The organism is Segatella bryantii, from assembly GCF_022024215.1.
Taxonomy (GTDB): Bacteria; Bacteroidota; Bacteroidia; order Bacteroidales; family Bacteroidaceae; genus Prevotella; species Prevotella bryantii.
Window position 1 is genome coordinate 1,035,735 of the sequence record NZ_CP091797.1, and the last position, 26,028, is coordinate 1,061,762.

Below are 26,028 nucleotides of genomic sequence, written 5' to 3' on the forward strand. Positions count from 1 at the left end.
TATTTTAGTCGATTGTACTTCTATACCATTGGTATAATTTCTCTACTCCGTCTTCGATTTCGACTTTGTGAGTCCATCCGAGTGAATGAAGTTTGCTCACATCAATGAGTTTACGTGGGGTTCCATTTGGTTTGGTAGCATCCCAGCAGAGTTCGCCTTCAAAGCCTACGGTCTTAACGACTAATTCTGCCAATTCTTTGATATGCAATTCTTTGCCTGTACCTACATTGATATGACAGTTACGAATCTCACCAAGCGATGGGATAGCTCCACCACGACCTTCTGAATTGTTGCGGTCTACAGCTCCATCGGTCTTCACACCATAGTGCACGGATGAGTATTTCTCGATGCCAATAATATCCTTGAAATCGACATTCAAGAGTACATGAACGGAGGCATCGGCCATATCTTCTGACCAAAGGAACTCACGCAATGGACTACCGTCGCCCCAAAGGGTTACCTTATTATTCTCGATACCATAGAAAGCCAAAGCCTGAAGGATACGCTCCTTAGGTTCGTTGCCATCCACATTTTTCTCGCCGATAGCCTCAGCAAGTTTAGAAGGAGGATTAATAGGGCGCTTGTTCATATCTTTCTGGATAGCATCCCAATTATCATCGTGAATCAACTTAGCGAGATAAATCTTACGCATCATCGCAGGCAATACATGACTGTTCTCGAGATGGAAGTTATCATTCGGACCATAAAGGTTGGTTGGCATCACAGCGATATAATTGGTACCGTACTGCAGATTATAGCTTTCGCACATCTTCAGTCCGGCTATCTTGGCAATCGCATATTCCTCATTCGTATATTCCAATGGAGAAGTAAGCAGACAATCTTCTTTCATTGGCTGTGGAGCATTCTTCGGATAGATACAGGTACTACCGAGGAAAAGCAACTTCTTTACGCCATGAAGATACGCCTGTTCGATAACATTGCACTGCATCTTCATATTCTGCATGATGAAGTCAGCGCGATAGAGCGAATTCGCCATAATACCACCTACAAAGGCTGCAGCCAAAACTACCGCATCAGGTCTTTCTTCATCAAAGAATTTAGTAACAGCAGCCTGATTAGTCAAATCCAATTCTTTATGAGATTTACCAATCAAATTGTTATAACCTCTAGCCTTGAGGTTATTCCAAATAGCGGAGCCCACAAGTCCGTGGTGTCCCGCTACAAATATTTTAGAATTCTTATCTAAACTCATAATCTTTAAATATCAACCATATCCCTGTAATAATAGTGTTGACAGGAATATAGCAGGATTGTACATCCTCCCTGCAGGGAGGAACGAGGTGGGTCTTACTTAACGATACCTTTTTCAAGGTATTCAGCAAGGTTCATACGTACCTTTGCAGCTGCACCTTCTGAAGCAACTTTAGCCATATCATGGTCAACCATTATTTTAACCAATTCTTCAAAAGATGTAGTATTAGGATTCCAACCAAGTTTTGCTTTGGCCTTTGTAGGATCACCCCACAAGTTAACAACATCAGTTGGACGATAGAAGTCTTTAGATACCTCAACGAGTACCTTACCCTTCAATTCTTCTGGACCTTCGGCGCAGATACCCTTTTCATTTTCGTTCTTGCCTTCCCACTTTAAGGTAATACCTGCAGCCTGGAATGCAGCCTGAGCAAATTCACGAACAGTATGCTGCACACCTGTAGCAATAACGAAATCTTCAGGTTTGTCATTCTGAAGTATCAACCACATGCACTCTACATAATCCTTGGCATATCCCCAATCGCGGAGAGAATCAAGGTTACCTAAGTAAAGCTTATCCTGCAAGCCTTGAGCAATACGAGCAGCAGCCAACGTAATCTTACGAGTTACGAAAGTCTCGCCACGGCGCTCTGACTCGTGATTAAAGAGAATACCTGAACAGCAGAACATATTGTATGCCTCACGATACTCCTTCACAATCCAGAAACCATACAACTTCGCTACAGCATAAGGACTGTATGGGTGGAAAGGTGTATTCTCATTCTGTGGAACCTCCTCCACCTTACCATAAAGCTCTGAAGTAGAAGCCTGATAGATACGGCATGTCTGCTCCAGATGATTGGCACGAACAGCCTCGAGGACACGGAGTACACCTGTTGCGTCAACATCTGCTGTAAATTCTGGGCTATCAAAAGAAACCTGTACGTGGCTCTGTGCCGCCAAGTTATAGATTTCTGTAGGGCGAACCATATCTACAATCTTCACCAATGACATAGAATCCCCCAAGTCACCAAAATGAAGGTGAAAATGTGGATGACCTTCAAGATGTGCGATACGTTCACGGTAATCAACTGATGAACGACGGATAATACCGTGTACATCGTAACCTTTCTCTAATAATAACTCTGACAGGTAAGAACCATCCTGACCTGTAATACCCGTGATTAGGGCAACTTTTCTTTTGTTAGTCATAATATATTAATTATATATCTTATTTATGTACTAATTTAACTATATTATATTTCCATCGCCAAATAGCGTGATAAAACCGAAACCACGGCTCCCACAGGCATTCACTCGGGTAATAGACCACCATGCGGGCATCACGCACCAGCCGTTGGAGGTTCGCTCCCAGCTTCGATCGGGAGGTACCGCTGAGCAAGCGCTCGTCATACTTTCCGAAGTTGCCATTGTTATTTGGCGAATGGATCTTTGTAAACACCTAACAGTTGTTTCCCGAAATACCAGAAGAACTGCATATCATCCACGAAATATCGCTTGAAGAGGCGCTTTGGCTCCTTCATGCAACGATACAACCATTCCATGCCGATTTTCTGCCAAATCTTAGGCGCACGTTTCAATGTTCCAGCTTCGAAGTCAATGGTAGCACCCAGAGCCATGAATACCTTTACTCCAGGCATCTTATCACGATACTTCATAATCCACTTCTCCTGCTTAGGCGCACCCACACCAACGAGCAGAACATTTGCACCACTCTTGTTCACGATGCGAACCAGCTCCTCACATTCATCCTCATGATTCTCGAAGCCAAAGGAAGGAGAATGAGCACCAACCACCATCTGGCGCCCCACCTTCTCATTGATACGTTCCATAGCCTTGGCAGCAATACCCTCCTTAGCACCAAGCAGGAAAATTTTGCAGTCAGCATCATCCTTATGATACATATAATAAGAAGTAAAGAAGCTGGAACCCGGAATCGCTTCCTTGATTGGGGTCTTCAACAACTTGCCGAACAGGTAGAGGATCTTACTGTCACATACCACCCATTCCGACTTCTGATATACGTCATAAAACTCCTTGTCCTTCTGAAGCTTAATCAAATGATCAAGATTAGGAGTAACAAGAACACCCTCCTTCAGGTTTTCCAAGAGTTCCAAACGAGTAATGTTCTGAATATCTATATTTAATACTTTTACAGTTTCCATTGTTTTTTCAAAATATCATCATACAAAATCTTTGTTTGATTATCAATCACTACACAAATCAGAAAGGCAATTCTTCATTTTGATCACCATATACAACTCCCTTCGAAAAGTTGTCATGCCTAACAGTTGTTTTTGGAAATGCAGGCTGACTTTTTATATCATCAATATTGAAGATCGCGTTTAAAGATATCGAATCATCATCAACTATAGAGACTATATCACGATAGTTATTCGAATTTAAATAAGAGCGTACACTATTGACAGGTCTATCGCACAAATTAATCATCTCATGATTTTGAATCAACACAACCCCATCAAAATATTCTAAGACACAGCCTTTACAAACGAAACAACTCGAAAGAGGCTTACCAGCAAATTTTTTCTGTTCTCCAAACGGCTTAACCCTTTGCGAGATATAGAAAGGCTCATCAATCTTTCCTTCTTTAATTTTAGCATTTACTATACTTCCATCATTCATCACGAAGAAACTTTTATCCGAGCTATTAAAACTATACATTATGTCTGATTTATCAATTTTTGTCCTTGAGAATAAATCTTCCATCCCGTACACAGCCTTTGCGAATTGGCTGATTACTTTTTTCTCCCTTATCTTTGTTGTAGTATAGAAGTTTTTATTATCATTTTTCACTCTATCTACACATTCATTATATATGTAATCAAAATTGCTAGCATTATTATAATTTACTACATCAGATGTCATCCATCCTGTACGCAAAGAACGTTTTGCATATGACTTTCCTTCATCAATTCTAAAATTAGTATCGAAATCTAAGACCTCTCCTTTTAACAAGCCATCCCAATCAGCCGAAACGACAACAGTACTATTTCTGGCATTCAACCCAATAACTTTACCATCAAAACATTTGGAAAAAAGAGAAGGATTAATTTGATAGCTACCATCCATATTCAGTTTTGACTCGAACAGCCCATTCTGACATCCAAGAAATAGTCTTCCACCATAAGCACGCAAATCCAAAGGCATTGATTGACATTCATCTATCGTGTTGCAATTTTCCTCTATATCAGAAAAATTGAGTTCAAAATCGATTTCTTCCGAAGCCTTTTGCCACACTTGCCTAAAAGACTCTTTTATCTCTTCTATTCCAAATAGGATTCTCGCAGCTTCGCTTTTAGAATATTCATTATGAAGGAAAACAAGCTCTATCAAATTTGCATATTTTGGATACTGCGCTTTCAGACAATTTATAATCTGGCGATAAGACACATTGACCACCCTACCATCATTCAGTACAATAAACAGATAACCACCATACAGATAGCAATCCAATGCGTTAACCTTTATAGAAAAATGAATAATCGGATTCATAGTTTATGCTTTAATAATTTACGACATACAGATATATCTATAACACCAATACTAAACCAATGATTAATTAATTTGTCTCCCAAATTCGTACTATCAGTAGGATAACCATGCCAAGATTCATCTTCATTTCGTGGCTGAGGGAAAAATGCTAACCGTTCCCCTGATTTTCCCAATATGCATCCATTTTCTTTAATAGCATAAAGACCTTTATTGTCGTCATTAACCCATCTTAAATTCCTAATAAGTGGTTCATCTCTCAATACCCTTTCATCGTGTTCATCTGCCAAATTAAAAATATCATATTCAAATTTAGCATTTGCTATCCAACGAGTCTTGTCATTTAGCTTCTTAGCTTTATAGCTATGATAAGGAGCAGGCTGATAATAATGCCCCACTTTATTTGGCCCCAGTTTCATATTCATCCAATTTAAGCTTCAATTTATCCAGTTCTATCTTTCGATTTTTAAGACGTTCTTTCAATATATATAAAGTAAATGTAGTAAATCCCAAGATAAACATCAACGCAGAAATTATTAAGAAAAAGCCTTGCTTATAAACTTCTACATTTTCTACATTCTTCTCTTTCGAAGCAAGAACAATTTCCAGTACCGCGATAAAGCTTAAAAGAGACAGCATCATACTTATATAAAGATTTCGTTCACTCTTCCTCTTATGGACATCATTAGATGGAGTCTGTTTCGGCTCATCTTTCATAGTCATCAAAAGATTGCAATATTCATTCTTCTGGCTTGAGTTCAAAAACGAATTGCTCAAGATTTCAAGAACAAGAATACATACCAACTGCTTTATTCCAATGACGTCAGAAACCTTTACACCATATTTTACTGCTATAGCACTTCGCAATGCAGCTAAAATATCATTAGCAGGAATCGCCTTATCTATTACTATCGGGCGAACAGCATAAACCACCTCATTAGTTGCCAATCTAACTTTTTGCTCATATTCCTTATTCTCCTTTTTACTCAAAAAGAACTTAGTTATAAAGAACACAATAAGTGAACTTATAACACCTCCACCTATTCCAACAATCCAAGGATTTGAAATTAAATCATTCATATACATGATTATTTCAATACAAAAAGATAAAACGCCTTACTCTCCTACATTACATGCAGTACCATCGGTACATACAGTCTTCACATTCTTATCTTCCTCATCACCCACTTTTCCAATGGATAGACCACATAGCATGCTATCGACAACATCACAAACATTTCGTTCCATAGCCTATAAATAGATTACTATCAGGAATGCGGCTATCCAGCCAACAATACAGAGCTGTACAAATCTATCTTTCATCAGCACCTTTGTAGGGCTTCCACTCTTCACATCAACGATTGTTATCTGCAAATATCTTAGAATGCCAGTTAATACAAAGACTGTAGTCAGATAAATATACTGTGAACCAAATCTATCCGTCACCTCATCAGATACCGTATACATTACATAAGCCACCAAGGTAACAGCTGAAACGATGGTCAATGCCTGATTCATGAAATCAAGATTATAGCGATTAACATTCTTCCTAGGCAGTATCCCCGTTTCTTGATACAGCACAACATCATCTCTTCTTTTGGCAAAAGCCAAGAATAAGGCAAGTAAGAAAGTCATCAATACTATCCAATGAGAAAGAATGATATCATTGACAATACCTCCTAAAATAACACGAAGGACAAAACCAATTGCAATGATAAAAACATCTACTAAGGCTATTTGCTTAAGCTTTACACAATAGGCTATATTCATCAGATAATAGAAGCAAATAACACCAATCACCTGCATACTGGAATTTCCAAGAGTCCAAAACGCAAGATTTAAAGAAAGAAATAGCATCAATGCCATTAATCCATAAGCTTGAGGAATACTAACAGCCCCAGAAGCTATAGGACGTTTACATTTCTTAGGATGCTTTCTATCAGCGGCTACATCATATATATCATTAAAGCAATATATACTACTAGCCGCAAAGCTATAACAGAAAAATGCTATAACTGCATTTATCAACATCTGAACATTTGTCAAGTCCCCATGAAAAAACAAAGGCAAAAAGATAAATGTATTCTTTACCCATTGTTGAGGACGAAGAAGCTATATTAAGTTTTTCATTTCAGAACTCCTTTTTAGTCAAAAATAAAAGTTTTTTGTCTTTAAATGACATTAGCCCTATAGTTGCATATAGAATCATAATTGGCACATAAGAATAATGGTATCTCATTCCTCCATATAAAATACAATGCATTCCACAAGCTAAAATAATAGGCAGAATAAATACTCCCCAATATCCCCATAATTTTTTTCGAAGTTTCCATAAACCAATTAACATTAAGAAGAATGTTATATAATAGAAAAGAGAAAAGCCTACTATTCTAAAAGCTCGTTTACATAGCTCCAATTTTGAATATAATGATGTATTTGAGGTTGCTAAATTATTTAAAGGTAAATCCATATAATTATCTCCCCACCAAAGTCGAGCCATCTTAATTGGTACATAGGATACATATTTAACAGGATGCTGAGCTATCCATTGTATTGCATGTGATTGCCAAATAGAATCTTTTTGGTAAACATTGGTGTTTTTTTCAATATATCCAATATCCCCTTTTTTAAAGACTTCATCATTTACAGTACCATTCATATGATCGGATTTCGTAAAGTTCATCCCAGGATACTTCTCCGCGGGCAATAACAGGGTGATTGGTAACCACGATAGCAAGATAACCACTCTCATTAATTTTCTTGATAGCCTCTGCTGTGCCTTCTATGAGCTCAAAATCATTGATGTCGCGTAGGAAGCCAACATATGTGTTGATGGTCCCATCACGGTCAAGGAAGATTGCACGCTGCTTATTGTGCAAGTTCTTGGCCTGTACCGTACCTGATTTATAATCAGCTTCTACTTGATGGAATCGTTCCGGGGTGCCCATAGCTTATCTGTAATACTCTATTTTACTCATAATATACTCTCCACTTCTTTTAATTCCTCCGGTGTATCTATCTCATAGATATCCTTTATTTCCTTCACATGTATATCTAATTCAGGATAAATATCCAACACCATATTATCCCAATAGAGATTGGTGTAATCCTTATTGGCATACACTTCTTCCATGTGCTTGATGATTTTCTTGCAGTCATCAGCCTTCCAATACGAGATTCCACTCATCAGAAAGCCTTCACCTGCACCGATGTTTATCTTTATAAGTTTGTTGTTGCTATCTACCTCCAATCCCCATTCATTCTCGTATTTTTTCTTCTTGGCAAAATAGATGGATTGCGCAAGTTCCGACAATAGGACATTCTTATCCATATATACATCGCCTTCCATGACGTATGTATCATGAAATCTATCTCTAACGATATACAAGGAATTGATGTTGTTACAAGAATCGTATCTGTCGTTGAAAACTATATCCACTCCATACTTTTCTTTCAAGAAATCCAAGGCATCAGCCTTATATCCTGAAATCAGAGTAATATCATCTATACCTTTCTCTTTCAAGAATTGTATCTGACGTTCCACCATAGGGATACCATTTACCTCGACCAAACACTTTGGTCGGTCATTTGTCAAAGGGCGCAGGCGTGTTCCCATGCCTGCTGCCAATATTATAGCGTTCATATCTAAATATTATTTCCCGTTCAAATAATTCTTCACATCTTTAAAGAAACTCCAAACTATCAGTATCAAAAGAATACCCACTGGGAATGCAGCAATGATTGTCACAGACTGCAAACTGTAAAGCGTATTCTCGGCAAATAGCAATCCGATAGGGAACAAGATGAGCATAATACTCCATACCGCTCTAATTTTTCTGCTTGGCTCTTTATCAGCAGAGATTTTATTATAGCTATAAGAAGATGCCACATACGTAATACCATCCAATGTAGTACTGTAGAAAGCAATCATCGTGATAACCAATAGTATCAATGCTACCTCTGGTAAAGGTAATGTACCGAATATCTTCAAAATAGCTTGATACATCTCACCTCCATTTGATATATAGCCTGTAACATCAAGTCCATGCTTCAGCTGTTGAGCCAATCCATAGTTTCCTAAAATGATAAATGACATGTAAGTTCCAGCCAATCCCCAACCAAATGTACCAAAGACAAGGTTCTTGATAGTTCTTCCCTTACTGATAAGAGCTATAAAAAATGGAGTTGCAATACACCAAACCAACCAATATGCCCAGTAGTAAATAGTCCATGTCTGTGGGAAACTATTTTCACGCAAGGGATCCATATAAGTAGAGAGACCTACGAAGTTCTGAACCATGTTGCCTAAAGATTGGAATCCTGTTTCTATAATATATCTTGTTTCTCCGCCCAAGAACAAGAAATAAAACAAGATGGCAAAAAACATATATGAACAGAACGATGCCAATTTGGAAATACCATTCATACCCAACAATACTGTAATGGTATAGACTGCACATATCAAAAGCAGGATACCTATGGAAAGCGTAACGCTGGTTGAAATGCCAAACACAGATGCCAAGGCTGAAGCCAAAAGAGGGGTTGCCAAAGAGAATGTTGTTGCCGTTGCACAAACCATTGCGAAAACTGCAACTATATCTATTACCTTGCCCCAAGGACCATCCACTCTGGCACCAATCAAAGGACGCATCGCCTCTGAGAAACGTTGTCTCTCTCGTTTACGAACATGCATCATAAAAGCAAAGCAGATAGCAAGTACCACATAGAATCCCCACGCTAATGGTCCCCAATGGAACAACGGGAAGGTCGGTGCCCAAAGCTGCATCTCACCGAGTTCTGCCACATGAGGTTCTGCACCATACAAAGCCCACTCTATCAATGAATAAAACAAGATATCAGCAGCCATGGTTGAAGTGAATATCATCGTACCCCAAGCAAAGTTGCTATAAACAGGCTTATCGATGTTACCCAACTTAATCTGACCATATTTGTCCTTAAAACCAAATATAATGATAACAACACACATCCTAATCCTAGGATGACATAATTGATACCAATAGTATCACCAAAGAAACCACGCAGGGTATCAACAAATAATTTCGACTGAGAAGGAATCAACATAAATACCAACATCATAGCCAATACTATGACAAAAGGAATCAATGTTGTAATCCAATCAATTCTACCTTTCAAATTCTCTCTTTCCATCCAAAAAATCTATTTTCTTTAAGTTTTCTATTGCTCGCGTATATCTATCCATACCATAAGTACCGAAATCATCACCCTGTGCTTCCTTGATACAAGTCCATACTGCCCACAGATAATCCATCAATATCTGATATACCAATATTTTCTTTCTAGCATTCTCAGGTTCATTGCCATCGAAATAATGGCTTAGAAAATAATCCTTGCTTTCATCAGTAAAATTACTTTCCAAGAATAGGGCTGCAATATCCCACATAGGATCGTTCATCCCAGAATATTCCCAGTCTATCAGATAGATAGTTCCATCCTCAGCCTTCAAGAAATTCTCGGCTACGAGATCATTATGACAAGGCTTTACTGATACCCCCAATTGATTCAGGTAATCTTCTAGTTGAAAGACCTTTTTTCTTATGGGTTCATAGCCTTCATACATTTTACCGTCTGCTTTAACCAGCAAATGCTCATAGTTCAATATTTCCTTGAATACATTAAACTCATTACCAAAGCGAACATGAGAATGATGTAAGGTTCTGAAGATTTTGGCTATTTTCTTCATGTTTGATGGTCGCTGAATGGTCGCCCTATTCAATGTCTCTGCGTTCTTTACAAAGTCTGCTAGTTTGATACCCGTCTCAGAATTGAAGTATCTGATTGGAGGATTGATACCCATCTTGCAAGCTTGCAAGGAGTTTTGTTCCTCATTGCTACGCACCACCATACCTTCTGCACCAATGCCTGGTACACGAAGTACATATTCATTTATACCTTTAGTAACCTTAAAGTTCTTATTCGACATACCTCCAATCTGGCTTATCTTCACCTCATTCTCAATCTGTTCATTAGGGAAAATAACCTTTAGGTATGAAATCAAGTTTTCGTAATCAAACGGATTTTCCTTTCTGCGAAGTTTAGGATAGATATAGTTGCGAAGCTTATTGAAATCTTCTTCACAATCAACATCGCCCCATATCAAATTGGTAAACTTGATATAAGGTCTGTCCAAAACATCAGTAGAATCAAACAGCAAGTACTCATAGTTGAGATAAGGATTATTGCTGTTTTTCCACTTGTTCATCATTCTGTCAAAAGAGTGCTTGGAAATCTTAACAATACCCAATAACTCACCCTCGAAATTACATATTTGGTGACTGTCCTTGCTTATCTTGGTGATATATCCACTGCGAGTTTCGACAAAGGCCTCGTCTCCACTACCAGACTCTTCTGTAATGGCAAAGCAATTTTCGTTTTTTGTCTCAGAAAGTTCTTTCAGTACCTTATATTCATAGAATGTATCGCCCTCTACCAACAGGAAATCATCCTTGATATAAGGTGCTGCCATAGCAAGCGACCCCATTGAAGAAGTAAACTTAAAGTCTGGATTCAATACCAGACGTACTGTATCTGATGCGTATCGCTGATATAGCTGAACTTGCCATCCCACTATTAAGAGAATATTGTCATAGTTGAGAGCTGTCAAAGCCTCGATGGTTCTATCTATCAAACAAGAATTCTCGTAATAAGGTTTCAAAGGATAAGGTATTTCTGTATCCTTATCCTTCCTAGCCGATAAGATAACCGCTGTTTTCATTAAAGTCCGAAATAAAGTGACATCGTAAAGTATGATTTATTATTGTAAGGATTCAGTACATAACTGGCACTGACTGGTAGCTTGAAGTTACCAAACTTGAATGCCGTACTATACTTGGCATTGATATTAACAACATTGAATCCACTTTGATTGTTTGTATAAAAGCCCTTGTTCAAATTGGCTCCTACACATAAAGCGATATTATTGTCTTCCGTAAAGGAGTGGGTGTAACCAACCTCAGCATACGAAGAATACATCTGCTTTCCATCAGTATTCTTGTCCGCTCCAAAAATATAGGTAGATACCGTTACACACAAAGGAACCTTTGTTCCTGCCCATGTGGCGTATGCCTCAACCCAATGTCCTGTCTCGCGATTGCTCAACTTGAAATAATGGTCTTTTTCACCAACGGAAGAAGGATAATAGTAATCTGACACACCAACAGTAAACTCACTGGCAGTATAAGATACACCTAAATCAACTTCCTGATGACTACCATCAATGGCATAACCGCCCATAGCAAATGCATTGAATCCATGAGTATTATAGCCTATCATCGGAAATACCGTAGGGGCTGTTCCGTATTCAATACCACGCCACATATATTTTGTGGACAATTCTAAACTTGCAGAGAAAGGAGACTCCTTCAAGCTCTCCTCCGCATTTGCAGCCATCGCTGTTATCAACAATAGCATCAACAGTTTAACTCTGTTGAAAATCATTTAAATGAACTTTTTAGTTTTCAATTCCCTAAATGCTGCAATTAGCTTATCATAATCAGCAGTCGTCAGTGCTCCAATATGTCCAACACGGAAGATGGTGTCTTTCATGTCACCACCATTTGGGCAAACCCACATACCATACTCATCCTTAATCTTCAAGAAGATATCGTATGCAGAAGCTGTTGTTGGATGAAGCGGAGTAACTGCATTCGAAAGTGATTCAGAGACAATTTCAAAAGGCAATCCCTTTATTTTATCTCGGAAGTAAGTTGCCAAAGCACCGATTCTAGCAATTTCTCCCTCTACGCCACCATTTGCATCTATCTCTTTCAAACGAGCATTAATCTGACGAAGAATACCAACAGCTGGGGTCCAAGGAGTCTGACCACGCTCCATATTCTTCAATGCAATCTGCAGGTCAAAGTATTGACATACACACTTGGTGTTATTAACTCGACTAATTGCGTTTGGGGAAAGAACCATTACAGAAATACCAGGAGGACACGCTAAAGCTTTCTGGCTACCAGTAATCATAATATCAGCCCCCAAATCCTTCATATCAAAAGGATCAGCTAAGAATGTACTGATACAATCAACTATCAAGAACAGTTGGTTACGCTTACAGAAATCACTAATTAAATTCATATCATAATGAACACCAGTTGAAGTCTCATGCTTATTAACCAAGAATGCCGTATATCCTTGTCCCTCATATGGAGCAAGATGCTCAGCTTTTAAAGCCTTACCATGTTCTAGCTTGATTTCTGTATAAGGAACATGATGAAGTTCTAGCAATTCTACAAAACGCTGACCAAAACTACCACCATTCACTACCAAAGCCTTATCATTTGTTGTAAGGGTATTCATGATAGCTGTCTCCATCGCTCCAGAACCAGAAGAAGTCAAGAATACGACTTTAGAATCATCAGAAGCTTTTGCAAACTTTTTAATGAGTCTCTCGTTCTCAAACATAACATCAGAAAAATCCGATGTTCTAAAATAAGGTACTTGTTCTGCACCAATTGCTCGTACAGCATCACTAGACTGCACTGGGCCTACTGTAAAATTGATCATTATTATCTACGTTAAATTTCAAAGAAGTTTTTACGTTCATCAAACTGTTGCATGATCTGAGCCATGCATACGCTTTCTTTCCTTCGAAGTCTAGCTGAAGAGAAACGCTTATTAATGATGCAACTTATAAATTCCTGTATCTCATAACGAAGTCCATAGCCATCCCATTTATAGAAATACTTCTTATTCTCATTCTGATCTTCATATCGAAGTTCAAAATAATCCGTTTTCCACCAAGGAGCTGGTACATAGGCATATCCCTTCGTACCAGAGACCACGAGATTACCTTCTGTTTTCACACCAATGCCAACCTTAAAAGATGCAGTAGCATTAGGATAGCGCATGACACCATGCGTATATACATCTACATGGTTATTTATTCGACTAAATATGGTCAGGTCTTTATAGTTGATACCTAAGAGCTTGACTATAGGTAACAAAGGATAGCTACCCTCCTCATGCATAGCTCCACCACCTTGAGCTACATCAAACTCTCTACCTTTCTTATCCAAGAGTTGAGAGCAAGATGCCTCTATATCAACTATCTCACCTATCAAGCCAGACTTTATCATCACCATCAAATGATTAAATGCAGGGCAATGAGCCGTCTTGTTCGCTTCCATCAGTATAACATTCTTGTTTTCTGCCAACTGATAAAGTTCTTGTGCCTGTTCCTTGCTTAAGACTAATGGTGTTTCACAAAGAACATGCTTGCCAACCTCCAAGGATTTCTTGATATATTCATAATGACTAAGATGTGGAGTTGCTATATAGACAGCATCTACTGCATCGTACAACTTATTCAGATCAGCATAAGCCCAAATACTCTCATTATCCTTTGACATAGTTACAACTGCATCCTTATTTATATCATAAGCAGCGCAAACATTCACACCATTTACAAAGGAAGCCTCTGTAGGAAATCTTTTGGCAATTCTACCACAACCTATGATTCCGATGTTAACGATCTCTTGGCTCTCATTTCGGAGCATTGTAGATGAGATGCCTCGCGTTCTTGGCAGATAAACCACTTGACAGAATTCATTCAAGTAGTCAAACTTACCCTCCCAATCAGAGCCTATAGCAAAAATATCAACATCATATTTTTGTATGTCGTCAATCTTCTGCCCTACATAATCCTCTATGATGATTTTGTCAGCATAGCCTGTGGCTTTCACAGCCTTCACACGCTCCAAGACATTATTGCGAACATTTAATTTTCCTCTATCTCTATCAAAGCTATCATTGGTGACACCAACAATAAGGTAATCTCCCAATTCCTTAGCTCGACGTAAGAGATTTATATGACCTTGATGAAGAAGATCGTATGTTCCATATGTAATAACCGTTTTCATTTAATATTTTCCAAAGTTTAAGTTTATTATCATATGATCTTCTCTTTTTTCCATGGGTGGTAATTCCATATAATCATCACCATAACTTTTTCTTAGATATTCATGAACATTACCGGGAAGTTTTACTTTTAACCCCTCAAAATCACCTTCTGAGCACGGATAATAAACGGATCGATCAAAGACTTCTCTACTCCAAGAAAATTGTGTTAACCCAGAACTTGTTTTTTTGTGTCTAGAGAAGAATTTATCAAACCAATTACACCAAAATGTATGGCTCTTGAAAGATATCATAAATCCTAAAAACTTTCTGAAGTTCAGATATAAATGAGTAGATGCCTTCATCTTCATAAATTTTTCTATAAGAGGATTTGGATACTCATAATAAGTCTGAGAATTTATAATAAACTTTAATATCTCAGAAGCCTTTGCATCAATTTTTCTTATTATAGAATGACCTGCAAGATTATCCAAAATAAAGATATCAATATAGATGCCATGCAAATATGGAGTATTCAAATCATATATATCCGTCAGGTCAGTACCCTTTAAATATATTTTGGCAAAAGTCTGTTTGGGAGCATTCTCATTAGCATTAGGACCTTCTAATTCATATTTATCTCCCATCAAAGATTTAAAAATGCTCTTGAATTTATTCCAATCACTTCGAGACATATAAACATCTAAATCATCATCCCATGGAATAAATCCCTTATGTCGTACTGCCCCTAAAGCAGAACCATAAGCCAGCATGACGTCAATATCATTGCCCATGCAAACCTGCTGAAGGTCTGAAAGCATTCCTACAAGAACAGTTTTTAATTTTTTACTGTTCTCAAGTGTTATAGGCTTCAAAAGTTCTGTTTCTTTTTGAAGTCTATTCATTATTGTTTTGGCATTCAGTTCCATATTTATTATTCTAAAAGTTGAGTATACAGATTAGACAGTTGTTTAAATACGGTCTCAGGCAAAAATGGAATAACTTTTTGATAGCTCTTTTTACCCATTTCCTGACAATTAACACTGTTATCAACAAAATATTGGATAGCCTTAGCTATTTCCTCTGAATTACCAGGGGTTACCATCAATCCATTCTCACCATTTTCCAAAATTTCAGGAATACCACCTACGGGAGTGGAAATCAACGCACAGCTATATGCCATGGCCTCCAAAAGTGTGATAGGAAGTCCTTCATTGAAAGAAGGTAAAATTACCAAATTTGCCCAATTTAGCAGTTGCCATTTCTTGTCGCCAGCAACCCATCCTTCAAATTCAATGATGTCTGTTAGATTATTTTTTGAAATAAAATCAACAACATCCTTTTCGCGTTTATTTCCACCAATTTTCAATTTCAATCTTCCACGAAGAGAATCTTGATGTTCGTTAATTGCCTTTAATACATCCCATACTCCTTTTCGTTCTAACAATTCTCCTAAGAATAACATACGAACAGGTGCATCTTTTTCGTAGGAAAACTCCTTAGGATAATCAACTGGGTTATTTATGACTACAATTTTTTCTTTTGGTACACCGATGCTAGCATAATATTCTTTCCACGATTGCGAGAGTGCTATGAAGGCATCTGCCATATTCATAATTTTTAGCAAATATTCTTTATCGTTGCATTCCTCGAAATATTCTTTAAAAACAGCAGAATGCATATGGAAAATCACCTTGCGCCCCATACGTTTAGCAAGTTTTATAAAGTGGGCCTTACGATGAAATGAAGAAGCACTTGCCACATGAACATGCAGTATCTTATATTTCGGACAAAAGAGCATTTTCATAGCAAAAGCCAAATATGCCCTTGATGCATACCATAACTTACCAATCTTATTAACATCTCTCCAAGAAGACAGATAATGCCATGATTCAAAGTATGGCTCATATGCTCTTACTACAGAAGCCATCCCCCCTATAGCATTTCCTTTGTAGTAATTTCCAACCATAATAACATGGTCGGATAAAGCTTTTTTTATTTTTCCCATTATTTCAATTGTTATTAATATAGTTGGATTATTTCTTTCCATTCATAATCCTTATCCCCAAAAGTTTGAGAAAATAAACGAGACAAGACCTTGCAGATGAAAGCCACTACCAACACCACAATCACCATAATCGGCAGATTGAATGGGAATATGCCGTTTATCTTTGTTGTGAAAACACTATATTGAATCAAGTAAGACTCCAAACATAGTCCAGAAATGGTCATAATGACGGTATGTCCCGATTTATTTGTGTATAGTTTCCTCCAAAATTCGGCATGACACCACTTGTAAAAATAAAATACGATGCCCATAAGTGGCAACAACGTGACTATTTGATAAGGAGCAACAATCAAGGTTTTCTTGGCTGCAAGCTGAATTCCATAGAACACAGCAAGACAAAATGTCATCATACAGAAGTCAATAATAGGCCTGAACATCAGAGTTTTATGCTTTAATCCCATCCATGATCCGAAAAGCATAAATGCAAAATAAGGTATCCAACGAAACTGCGTTGTTATGCCATACATGCCCTTACTACCAGTCTCATATTTATATGGAAACCACAACACATAGATCAGCAATGCGACAATTCCTGTCAACGCAAGTATCTGAGGAACATTCTTCAATACATATTGCTTTATCCAATAGATAAGGATGTAATATACCATAATGGCAACTACGAATTCTCCCCCCCCCCGAATTGTAATAGACTTAGCGAGTCAAGATACTTAAGTAATGCACCTACCAACACACAGACAAAGACTGATGGATAAATTCTGTTGATTCACCGCTTATACCAATTGACAAAACTCAGTTTGCGTTTGCTCAACAATAATGTATAGCCAGAAGCAAAAAGGAAAAGAACATCACCTATCGCACCACCAGTGGCTAACATTTCATACTTCACATACAAAGCATCCATATGGCTGTTGATAATCAAGAACACAACTAAGAATTTCAAAAACAGATGGAGGTAAGCATCCATCCCCTATGACAATACAACTCCATCCCCAACGTTTACTGGGGATACAGAGTATTTTAAGAATTTGAACTTTTTCTATTTTTAAACAGGTTAAACTAAAAGAGCATCTGTCATCAAGGATAATCCCTTCTTCCAGCTAAAATCATGTCAAAGAATCCCCTGAAGAAATCCAGTCGAGCCATTGCCATTAGCTTGCAGGTTTCAACGAAAGTAAAGAATGTCGCTGTGACTCTGGCACCCTGCTCACAGCTAAATCCACCGAAGTTCTTTCGGAGATTTGTGAATGGACGGACTGCGCGTTCGTAGCAATTATCACTACTTAAGGATAACTACATAAAAACCACTAACTGTGGTTCTTTTAATTCTATCGCTTTTGCTTTCAAAAAAATGCGCAAATCGTGAAAAAGTGTCTGTCAGCTATTTCGCAATATCTTCTGATAAAAGTCCAGATAGCCTTGTGCCGTGTTGTCAACGTTATAAAGGGTATGAACATGCCTATATGCCGACTCCAGAAAATCCTTGGTAGGATATGCTTTCATGATTTTCTCTATCTGCCCGGCACAGTCATCAACCGACTTGTTCTTGAAAGTAAAGCCATATTTGCCATTTTCGATGATGGCAAGCGGTCCCTCGTTCTCACTCACGAGCACAGGAATCTTCGCCCCCATTGCCTCAACCACGGTCAAGCCAAAACCCTCGAATCGTGACGGCTGCACAAAAAGGTCGTAGTCGCAAAGATGCTCATAGATGTATTCACGTGGTTTGTTGCCCAACAATGATATATACTCCTCCAAACGGTTGTCTTTTATCATTTGTTTTAGTCTGTCAATGTCTTGCCCTGTACCGATGAAATCCAAATGAATGTTGGTTATTCCATGCGAAAGCACTTTCTTGACCGCCTCCACCAAAATGTCTTGTCCCTTCTGTCCGAAGTAGATTCGGCTTACTTGAATCATTCTGAACACTTCATTTTTCTTTTTTCGCATGTTAGGCTTAATCAATGAGAAATTGATGCCATTGTCGATGACTACGCTTCTGTGAATGCCCCGACTTTCCAAATCCTCTTTAACAGACTCCGAGATGGCAATGATTCCCTTGTGCCATCTGTAGTTTTGGTTACTGATGTTGGTATTGTGTACAGTGCGTACATAATTGCGCTTCAGCCACAAATACTTGATCATGTCAGAATTGTGAAGATGAACAATGTCAAAATGGTGGAAGAGTAGGTAACTGTAAATATTCAACAGAGAAAAAGGATTCTTGTCGCCCTCCTTTCTTCCCATCCGCTTGACATGGCACCGTTTGTCCAGGCGGTTGAAGATACTATAGTCTATACGGTCGTTGACGATGAACAACGATACATCTTCGTACTTTACCTGATAGTTTATGATGTCAACGAGCATATTCTCTGCTCCGCCATTATCGAGCGACCAGCATATATGTAATATTTTCATTTCTATACCTTTAGTTTTTTCTTCAATAATTTATATTTCAAAAGAAGATAAGACTGTAATAGCAGACGATAGCACCATCCTGTATGCGAACGACAGACCACACTGAGAATTTTCTCCTTTTTTCCAGAGAAATTTGAGATATTCAGCCCCTTTGCCTTGCCATATTCACCCAAGAGAATATAATCCTCAAACAGCGATACTTTGATGGCATGGAAACGCCTTGTCATACCCAACAGCCTCAAGTCGTCGCCAAAATATTGCAGCATCAATTCCTGACTTTTCGCATTCTTTCGGATAACGACTATATTAGTTCTGATAACATTACGGGAAACGGAGTCGGCACGCTGGCGTTCTCTGACAGTGACCACCTTGTTGGTAAACAGTACCTGATGCACATCCCGATAAAAGAGAAGGAAGAAAAGTCCCTCGTATATTCTCAGTTCCTCATCGAATGGATGGCGAAGCAACACCTCACGCTGCATCACATGTATGAAGTCGCAATTCACATAACCATTCAGGAAATCCGGATAGCTCACCACTTTCCGATTTGCCCCCTTGATAATCAAATTGTCCTTGTAATATCCCAGCATATCATCGGCAGCAAAAGCATAATGTCCGAAGGACGGATTTGCCTTGATGGTATTGTCTATATCCGAGAGTGCAGTCTCGCAAAAATAGTCATCGCTGTCGAGTATGACAACCCATTTGCCATTTGCTCTGCGGATGGCCTCATTGCGGGCGGCATTCGTTCTTCTGTTTTGAGGAAATTTCACGAACAAGACATGAGGATGCAGCTTGGCATAATCTTCAACGATAGAAGCTGTTGAGTCCAACGAGCCGTCATCTACTATCACATGTTCAATATTGCCCCCCCCCGAATTGAGTTTGCATGGATTTCTCCACGCTCTGCATGCACCTCATGATGCAGTCAGCCCTGTTGTACACAGGTGTAATGATTGAGTATAATATCTTATTTTCCATTGATTCTTTGTTTTTAACAATGATAAGTGGTATTGGTGGAAATCTCCTGTTTAGGAGAGATGGTTATCTTATTCGGATTCTGAATGAAGAACGCTCCCCACCAACCGAAAGAACTGTTGGTGATGACGGCGTGCTTGCAGTGCGCAATAAGTTGCATGTCACGGAAGCTTTCCTCTCCCTTATTCCAATCCACGAAATACACCTTGTCTTTCGCAAAGTCGAGATTGAAAATCTGGGCATTCTGCTTACACCATTCCACACTCCCTGGGTCGCAAAAGAATACGAACACTGGATTCTCCACCTTCTTCTTGATATGACTGATAGCTCGCTTGAAATAACCGAACTTATAACAATAACCATTGCAGCCGAGCATATCGCCACGTCGAGCATGGATGGCAACGGCATTGCAACCATCAAGGAAGGCTGCTATTTTCTTATTCTGAGAGTCCTTGAACTCCGGAAAAGTAAAAACCTCCCTTACTTCTTTCTCTATCCGCTCCATACCGCTCCCGATTCTTTTCAGAGAAAGCCATTGACCTGTGAACACGCTGTCATCCCCTTCATAGAAAACATCTTGATAATGACAGTCGCAAGAGATGAAATACTGCTTGCGGATTGAGCGATAGGTGCGCTTGAACAAGTCACCCAATGGCGAGTCTATCAACCTTTCCTTCAACGTTGGCTTGTATTCCACCTTCATGTTGAGGTTGCGTGTTGCTACCTTCTGCTCGAAGTCACCGCGTATGTTTCGGATATCAAGACCTGCATTGCGGAAAGCGTTTGTGATATATACTGGATAGTTCCAGTTTTTGTCCCAAAACTCAGAGGCATGCACCTCGTTCAAGATTTGTATCCACTGCTCTTCTGTAAATCGCTCTTTTATGTTAGGAGCATCAATCCCGAAGATACGCTTCAGCTCATAACCATTCCATTGCTTGATGACCTCGTTACATTCGGGAATGTCGTATATCATCGTCTCTATGTATATATCCTCGTCGGGATGAAGGCTTTTCAATGCCAAGTATTCACAATAACTAAGCATCTGGTTGCCCAGACCTGATTCTATATGTACTATTTTCATTATATATTCAAATTAATTGTTTATCTTTACATTCGTTAACAACATCAAGGAAGTGGAATAAGGCCGATTTTTCATTCGTCATAAGACAGTAAGCAATGTTCAGCCCCCGCTCCTTAACATCCGAATCCGGACAGTTCACTGGGCTTTGACCCCGCATGCGTAATGATGGCTCCAAGATGTTTCGATGTTGCATATTTGTTTAAATTCGTTATAGTTATGACTTACATTGGTATCGACGTCAGCAAGGACACTCTCGTTGTCGCTTATTCTCCAGAGAAGAACAGCAAGACGAGGACATTCAAGAACACCACCAGAGGTATTCATGAGTTCATCAGGACTATCTCCAAGGATGAGCATCACTGCGTCATGGAGGCGACAGGCAATTACAGTGCTCTGCTTGTCTATCTGCTCTCGGAGGCAGGCATCACGACAAGCCTGGAGAATCCGCTTAAAGTGAAGAACTTCGCCCGTGCCATGCTATCCACCGTCAAGACGGATGAGATAGATGCCCGCCTGATTGCCCTCTACGGGGAGAAGATGAATCCAGCCCCTTACAGGCTTCGCAGTGACGCTATCCTCACCCTGAAGCAGAAGCGTACAGTCATTCGCCAGCTCAAGAAGCAGCTCATTGCCACAAGGAACCTCAAAGGCTCTATGGAGGTGTTGCCGTTCTTTGATGCCAAGTGTAAGAAGTCTATCGAGAAAACCATTGCCTTCCTTGAGAAGCAGGTTAAGGATCTCGAAGAGGATCTCTCTTCACTTGCCCGTTCTGAGTACAAAAAGCAGATGGATCTGCTCACCTCTGTAAAAGGTATTGGCGTCACCCTTGCTGCTGCACTCATCATGGCCACTGGCGGCTTCACTTACTTTGATAATGCCAAGCAACTCACCCGCCATTTGGGATTGTCGCCGACTTATCAGCAGTCCGGTACTTCAGTCAATTTCAAAGGTCACATCAACCGCAACGGGGACTCTTCTTTGAGGAGTCAACTCTACGTCGCGGCGTGCTCTTCGCTAAGATGCAACACTGAGTGCAGAGCCTGTTACGACCGTCTGCGGTCTAATGGAAAGCCTGGGAAGGTCGCTATCATTGCCGTAGCAAATAAACTCATCCGGCAGGCTTTTGCCGTTGTCACTCAGGAGAAACTCTATGTCGATGGTTATGTATCGTCAAAGAAGTAGCTCCTGCATTTCCCAGAAGTGTATCAGGATAGAAAATCTAATACCTGAAAACACCGAGGGGGTTGGGGGCGAGAAGCCCCCATGAGAGGCAACGATTCAGCACTAAGTGCTAATAATCGTTAACCATGTTCATTTTTCGTATTACAGTTCATTGCTTATAGTTTGCGTGTTATGTTTTGCTTTCGTTCTTTTGCAGGATTACCGGCAAGCAAAGTTTGTCGTGTAACAAAAGATTTGTTGACCAAGGCATTTGCTGCGACAATGCAACCATCAGGTATGCATGAGTTTTTCAATACTACAGCTCGACAAGCCAACCAGACATTGTTCCCGATTGAAATTTCTCCGACACAAGAGAAAGTTTCATTCGTTATAGTATTCATAACCGAATGCCAATCTGTATCCATGATTAGAGTATCCCAGGATACGAGCACATTGTTGCCTATCGTAATTTGGTTATCACAAATAATGGTTGCCTTGGCTGTGTTGATAAAACTATCTCCTATCGTCAGAATTCCTGTCTTTGTTACACAAAGTTTGCTACCAGTACCCAAGTTTACTTTTCCATTTAATATCAACTTACCATCTATCTGAATGATAGAACGTTCGTACTTTTTATCCACAATACCAACTTGTCCAAAGCCTATGGTCAACATTGCTGTTTTTACCCCCCCATAATTGAATTTTACTGTTCCGCTTAAACTTGTCAGTTTAGTGTCGTATTTCACCAATATGGGTATGCGGATTGCTTGCACCAAGGGAAAGAATTTCATACTGACATATAAGCTTTTGGGAAGAGACAGTATATTTTCTATTAGATGTTTCATACAGTTACAGATAATACTTTTTGATTTTTCTTTTGGTAAATCAATGACAGCACGAGATAAGGAAATCCTAAACTATACATATTAGACATTGTAGAACCTGCCAAAGAATTCACAAAATAGAAAAGGACAAGCAACATAGTACTGAATATGATAGGATGACCATTCCGATTGATATATAATTTATACAAAATGGAAATCCAAAATAATATCAGTATAAAACCACCCACATATCCGAATTGTGTTAAGAAATTACCATACGATATATCAGGAGTACTTATCTGAGTTCTGAATCCATTATCTTGTACTAATCCCAAATAAAACTTATACATACGATTAACTAAAGCTGATTGTGATTCTGAAATCATGCCTAATCCAAAAATATTTTCAGATAATGGCCTCCTTGAAAGATATTCTGCCCTTTCGTAAATCCAAGCGAAACGATAACTCATCGTACCTCCAGAATCGGAATACCCCGTTCCCGTTCCTAAATCTAAATCATACTTGAAACTTCCATTGAAAATAGCTTGAATATCTGAATTTGAACCTCCAGACGCAGAAAATCTTGCAGAAATCAAATCTGCAAATGGCAAAAGAAAAATACCCAATCCAATGCCTATTTTTAAAAGCTTAGCTCTATGTCCATTTAGCCACAATCCTATAAACAACATGAGAATCAAAGAAATCATCATTGTTCTTCCCTGTGTACAGAGAAGGGCTAAAAACAAAATTACTAAACAAATATTCTTTCTCTTAACCTTGAATTTGTCAGGAAATATAGTAACTGCATAAATAACGAATCCTAAGAAATACGGATAGTTATAAAATCGTCCGATACCTGTTGTTCTATCAATATTATCTTCAACAACATATGGCAACACTGGTAAATTTGTCAATACCTGAATTATGTACAAAACAGATACAAATATAGTAATTCGTATTATTTTATTCACAATCCATTCTACATCTTCATTTCTCGTTTTTTGCAAGAAATAGAAACTTAAGAAAGTCCAATGCATTCGACTTCCTTGAATGACTTGTGTCAATGTAAATCCATAATGAAACAGAGAAAAAAATACGGATAATATAAAAAAGGCCACAAAGACTTTAAATAGTTTATGCACTAAGTCATTTTCATAATGCCTTTTTTCTGCAAAAAATGAATAAATACATATTACTATTGTGTATATTGCCGCCAAGTCTGCAGGTTTAGCCCCCAATACAATTTGATTCAAAACTTGAAAACCACCACAACAAAATGTTATAAACAAAAATAAGCTCCACTTCTTTAAACATGGATATAACAATATAGCAAGTCCCAAAAGTAAATATCCTATCATATTCTACCCCTTCTAACTTTATAATATAACATATTGGCAAAAAAATGCAGTTTTCTTCTCATTCTTGTTTTAGCTATACTTTCGCCACTAGTTCCAGAGTCCCCCCTTTGATCAAGGGCAAAAGGAATATACAAAAATTGAAAACCGTCCTTGCGTGACTGAACAATACTATTATAAAGGACATGCTCAAACCAAATGTTCTTGCTATCATTGCAATGCAATAAACCTTCATTCAAATATCTTTCGTAAAAAGACTTTGAGGCAATATAACAATCACTGCGCGCAAAATTATTCACTGAATTAATCTCGCATACTACCAAGTCCTCCTTTTTATTCAAGAACCACTCTGATGCCTTCATGATTGAGCCTAGATTCAACACTTGATGCCTACCCGACACCTTTATCAAAAATTTACACTCCTTAATGAACTGGGAATGGGAAAAGGCGTAGTTAATAATCAGACCTTCCCCATACCCCTTTCCCAAAGAACGGTCGAAAGAATTTCCATCAAATGTCATACACTCCAATCTGCCTTGCTCTATCTCTTTTTGAAAGTAAGGAGACAAATCAACTTCAGTATTCTCAACCACCAATATCTTGTAAGAATACTTATCCAAATAGAAGCTAATAGCGTCAAGATACTGACGCAATCTGACATCACCATCTTGGAGTACTGTTTGTGCCATTCCCTTGGGATGCACACAAGCCGTCAAGAACAGCAATGTATCTCGTTTTATTCGTTTCATGAATGTTTTTATTTTCTCATGCCCATCAATATCGGGGCATAACGTTTTGTAATCTTTATGATGGGATAGAAAGCCAACACTATGACAAAACTACCCATCAGTGTCAATATATCAAAAGTCCAGGAATCTCTCTGAATGCCAACCTTGACGAGAATTGCCGTCATAACCCTAAAGAAATGGCTTTGGAATCCCAGCATCAAGATTGTACCTGAAGACAAGATCGCCATCAAATTTTTCCCCTTGTGCGCCAGCATCTTGCAAACAATCACCATCATCAGGATTCCAAGACTGCTACCTATAAGAAACAAAAGGATGCTATTACCAAACTCTCCCTTATACATATATACTATGCCATTAATCTGAGCCAGCACATACACCCCAATTGTTAAGACTATCACTATTACATTTAATCATATCCGATAAACGGGGGGGTAAATGGTATCAACTTATCTCTTAGTTTTGCCAATAATCCATTAGCGCACCAGTTGCCCAAACAAAAAAAAGGATAGGCTAGCAACACATTTATCCATGCACTTGCCGCATCGTACCTTTGAGATTGCCACCAAACGGCTAATGACATAAATATCAGACACAAGAAAGGCTGATATTTCGGATACGAAACCATTAAATTATGCACCCCTCTTATGATAATCAAACTATATACAAACCACATGGCTCCACAACCCGCTATGCCATAGAAGGAATGGAAACCTGCCAGTACAAGGAGCATAGACTTTGGCAAATCCATCCAGGAACTCCTGCCCATCAATGCAGACAAGCATAACGCAATCATACAAATCAGCAACAT

28 protein-coding genes and 1 pseudogene are annotated in these 26,028 nt (G+C 38.8%); 1 reads left to right on the top strand and 28 read right to left on the bottom strand.

Translation table 11 applies throughout. From position 1 onward, the window contains the following. Positions 1 to 4: 4 nt before the first annotated feature. The 23 genes and pseudogenes from L6471_RS03960 to L6471_RS04065 all read right to left on the bottom strand — a co-directional run bounded on the left by L6471_RS03960 (position 5) and on the right by L6471_RS04065 (position 21,131). Complete coding sequence (locus L6471_RS03960) at positions 5 to 1,213, bottom strand: GDP-L-fucose synthase family protein (protein WP_237796905.1); 1,209 nt, start codon at positions 1,211 to 1,213, stop codon at positions 5 to 7. 95 nt (positions 1,214 to 1,308) lie between these two features. Then, positions 1,309 to 2,424, bottom strand: coding sequence for a GDP-mannose 4,6-dehydratase (gene gmd, locus L6471_RS03965; protein ID WP_237796906.1), 1,116 nt, complete (start codon positions 2,422 to 2,424; stop codon positions 1,309 to 1,311). 221 nt (positions 2,425 to 2,645) lie between these two features. Further along, positions 2,646 to 3,398 carry a WecB/TagA/CpsF family glycosyltransferase gene (locus L6471_RS03970; protein ID WP_237796907.1) on the bottom strand — a complete coding sequence of 251 codons (753 nt, stop codon included), beginning with the start codon at positions 3,396 to 3,398 and terminating at the stop codon, positions 2,646 to 2,648. A 58-nt stretch (positions 3,399 to 3,456) separates the two neighbouring features. Further along, the gene (locus L6471_RS03975; RefSeq protein ID WP_237796908.1) at positions 3,457 to 4,746 is read right to left on the bottom strand and encodes a hypothetical protein; all 1,290 of its coding nucleotides are present in this window, start codon (positions 4,744 to 4,746) and stop codon (positions 3,457 to 3,459) included. Further along, positions 4,743 to 5,162, bottom strand: coding sequence for a hypothetical protein (locus tag L6471_RS03980; RefSeq protein WP_237796909.1), 420 nt, complete (start codon positions 5,160 to 5,162; stop codon positions 4,743 to 4,745). Before L6471_RS03980 ends, L6471_RS03975 begins: the two co-directional genes overlap by 4 nt. Continuing rightward, positions 5,143 to 5,823 carry a hypothetical protein gene (locus L6471_RS03985; RefSeq protein ID WP_237796910.1) on the bottom strand — a complete coding sequence of 227 codons (681 nt, stop codon included), beginning with the start codon at positions 5,821 to 5,823 and terminating at the stop codon, positions 5,143 to 5,145. Before L6471_RS03985 ends, L6471_RS03980 begins: the two co-directional genes overlap by 20 nt. A 36-nt stretch (positions 5,824 to 5,859) precedes the next feature. Next, on the bottom strand, positions 5,860 to 5,991 hold the full coding sequence (locus L6471_RS14125) for a hypothetical protein (protein WP_262914072.1): 132 nt from the start codon (positions 5,989 to 5,991) through the stop codon (positions 5,860 to 5,862). Positions 5,992 to 5,994: 3 nt separating this feature from the next. After that, positions 5,995 to 6,819, bottom strand: coding sequence for a UbiA prenyltransferase family protein (locus tag L6471_RS03990; protein WP_237797184.1), 825 nt, complete (start codon positions 6,817 to 6,819; stop codon positions 5,995 to 5,997). A 55-nt stretch (positions 6,820 to 6,874) separates the two neighbouring features. Further along, a complete protein-coding gene (locus tag L6471_RS03995) occupies positions 6,875 to 7,402 on the bottom strand; it encodes a hypothetical protein (RefSeq protein WP_237796911.1) in 528 nt (175 codons plus the stop codon). Between the two features lie 7 nt (positions 7,403 to 7,409). Then, positions 7,410 to 7,691: pseudogene (locus tag L6471_RS04000) on the bottom strand (D,D-heptose 1,7-bisphosphate phosphatase); the annotation flags it as partial. Positions 7,692 to 7,717: 26 nt separating this feature from the next. Next, complete coding sequence (locus tag L6471_RS04005) at positions 7,718 to 8,386, bottom strand: sugar phosphate nucleotidyltransferase (RefSeq protein ID WP_317221430.1); 669 nt, start codon at positions 8,384 to 8,386, stop codon at positions 7,718 to 7,720. 9 nt (positions 8,387 to 8,395) lie between these two features. Further along, the gene (locus L6471_RS04010) at positions 8,396 to 9,730 is read right to left on the bottom strand and encodes a BCCT family transporter (protein WP_237796912.1); all 1,335 of its coding nucleotides are present in this window, start codon (positions 9,728 to 9,730) and stop codon (positions 8,396 to 8,398) included. 156 nt (positions 9,731 to 9,886) lie between these two features. Next, positions 9,887 to 11,497 (bottom strand): phosphotransferase, encoded by a 1,611-nt coding sequence (locus L6471_RS04015; RefSeq protein ID WP_237796913.1) that lies wholly within the window; start codon positions 11,495 to 11,497, stop codon positions 9,887 to 9,889. After that, positions 11,497 to 12,219, bottom strand: a complete 723-nt coding sequence (locus L6471_RS04020; protein WP_237796914.1) for a TorF family putative porin — start codon at positions 12,217 to 12,219, stop codon at positions 11,497 to 11,499. The genes L6471_RS04015 and L6471_RS04020 overlap by 1 nt, the downstream gene beginning before the upstream one ends. Continuing rightward, positions 12,220 to 13,293: a pyridoxal-phosphate-dependent aminotransferase family protein gene (locus L6471_RS04025; RefSeq protein WP_237796915.1), complete on the bottom strand. Its 1,074-nt coding sequence runs from the start codon at positions 13,291 to 13,293 to the stop codon at positions 12,220 to 12,222. It lies immediately after the preceding gene. 11 nt (positions 13,294 to 13,304) lie between these two features. Beyond that, positions 13,305 to 14,648, bottom strand: coding sequence for a Gfo/Idh/MocA family oxidoreductase (locus L6471_RS04030; RefSeq protein ID WP_237796916.1), 1,344 nt, complete (start codon positions 14,646 to 14,648; stop codon positions 13,305 to 13,307). Further along, positions 14,649 to 15,554 (bottom strand): LicD family protein, encoded by a 906-nt coding sequence (locus L6471_RS04035; protein ID WP_237796917.1) that lies wholly within the window; start codon positions 15,552 to 15,554, stop codon positions 14,649 to 14,651. Positions 15,555 to 15,559: 5 nt separating this feature from the next. Beyond that, positions 15,560 to 16,633, bottom strand: a complete 1,074-nt coding sequence (locus L6471_RS04040; protein ID WP_237796918.1) for a glycosyltransferase family 4 protein — start codon at positions 16,631 to 16,633, stop codon at positions 15,560 to 15,562. Between the two features lie 14 nt (positions 16,634 to 16,647). Continuing rightward, complete coding sequence (locus L6471_RS04045) at positions 16,648 to 17,301, bottom strand: hypothetical protein (protein WP_237796919.1); 654 nt, start codon at positions 17,299 to 17,301, stop codon at positions 16,648 to 16,650. A 116-nt stretch (positions 17,302 to 17,417) separates the two neighbouring features. After that, complete coding sequence (locus L6471_RS04050; protein ID WP_237796920.1) at positions 17,418 to 17,594, bottom strand: hypothetical protein; 177 nt, start codon at positions 17,592 to 17,594, stop codon at positions 17,418 to 17,420. A 434-nt stretch (positions 17,595 to 18,028) separates the two neighbouring features. Further along, positions 18,029 to 19,069, bottom strand: a complete 1,041-nt coding sequence (locus tag L6471_RS04055; RefSeq protein WP_237796921.1) for a glycosyltransferase family 4 protein — start codon at positions 19,067 to 19,069, stop codon at positions 18,029 to 18,031. 2 nt (positions 19,070 to 19,071) lie between these two features. Continuing rightward, on the bottom strand, positions 19,072 to 19,923 hold the full coding sequence (locus tag L6471_RS04060; RefSeq protein WP_237796922.1) for a glycosyltransferase family 2 protein: 852 nt from the start codon (positions 19,921 to 19,923) through the stop codon (positions 19,072 to 19,074). A 140-nt stretch (positions 19,924 to 20,063) separates the two neighbouring features. After that, positions 20,064 to 21,131: an alpha-1,2-fucosyltransferase gene (locus L6471_RS04065; protein WP_237796923.1), complete on the bottom strand. Its 1,068-nt coding sequence runs from the start codon at positions 21,129 to 21,131 to the stop codon at positions 20,064 to 20,066. 216 nt (positions 21,132 to 21,347) lie between these two features. Here L6471_RS04065 and L6471_RS04070 point away from each other — a divergent pair, with 216 nt between their 5' ends. Beyond that, positions 21,348 to 22,313 (top strand): IS110 family transposase, encoded by a 966-nt coding sequence (locus tag L6471_RS04070; RefSeq protein WP_237796924.1) that lies wholly within the window; start codon positions 21,348 to 21,350, stop codon positions 22,311 to 22,313. A gap of 155 nt (positions 22,314 to 22,468) precedes the next feature. On the opposite strand, the gene L6471_RS04075 is transcribed toward L6471_RS04070, so the two are convergent. The 5 genes from L6471_RS04075 to L6471_RS04095 are packed head-to-tail and all read right to left on the bottom strand — an operon-like array spanning position 22,469 to position 26,013. Then, on the bottom strand, positions 22,469 to 23,083 hold the full coding sequence (locus L6471_RS04075; RefSeq protein WP_237796925.1) for an acyltransferase: 615 nt from the start codon (positions 23,081 to 23,083) through the stop codon (positions 22,469 to 22,471). 50 nt (positions 23,084 to 23,133) lie between these two features. Continuing rightward, the gene (locus tag L6471_RS04080) at positions 23,134 to 24,474 is read right to left on the bottom strand and encodes an O-antigen polymerase (protein ID WP_237796926.1); all 1,341 of its coding nucleotides are present in this window, start codon (positions 24,472 to 24,474) and stop codon (positions 23,134 to 23,136) included. Next, a complete protein-coding gene (locus tag L6471_RS04085; protein WP_237796927.1) occupies positions 24,471 to 25,220 on the bottom strand; it encodes a hypothetical protein in 750 nt (249 codons plus the stop codon). Before L6471_RS04085 ends, L6471_RS04080 begins: the two co-directional genes overlap by 4 nt. 8 nt (positions 25,221 to 25,228) lie before the next feature. Next, complete coding sequence (locus L6471_RS04090; protein WP_237796928.1) at positions 25,229 to 25,618, bottom strand: hypothetical protein; 390 nt, start codon at positions 25,616 to 25,618, stop codon at positions 25,229 to 25,231. A gap of 8 nt (positions 25,619 to 25,626) precedes the next feature. Beyond that, positions 25,627 to 26,013, bottom strand: coding sequence for a hypothetical protein (locus tag L6471_RS04095; protein ID WP_237796929.1), 387 nt, complete (start codon positions 26,011 to 26,013; stop codon positions 25,627 to 25,629). Between the last annotated feature and the right edge of the window lie 15 nt (positions 26,014 to 26,028).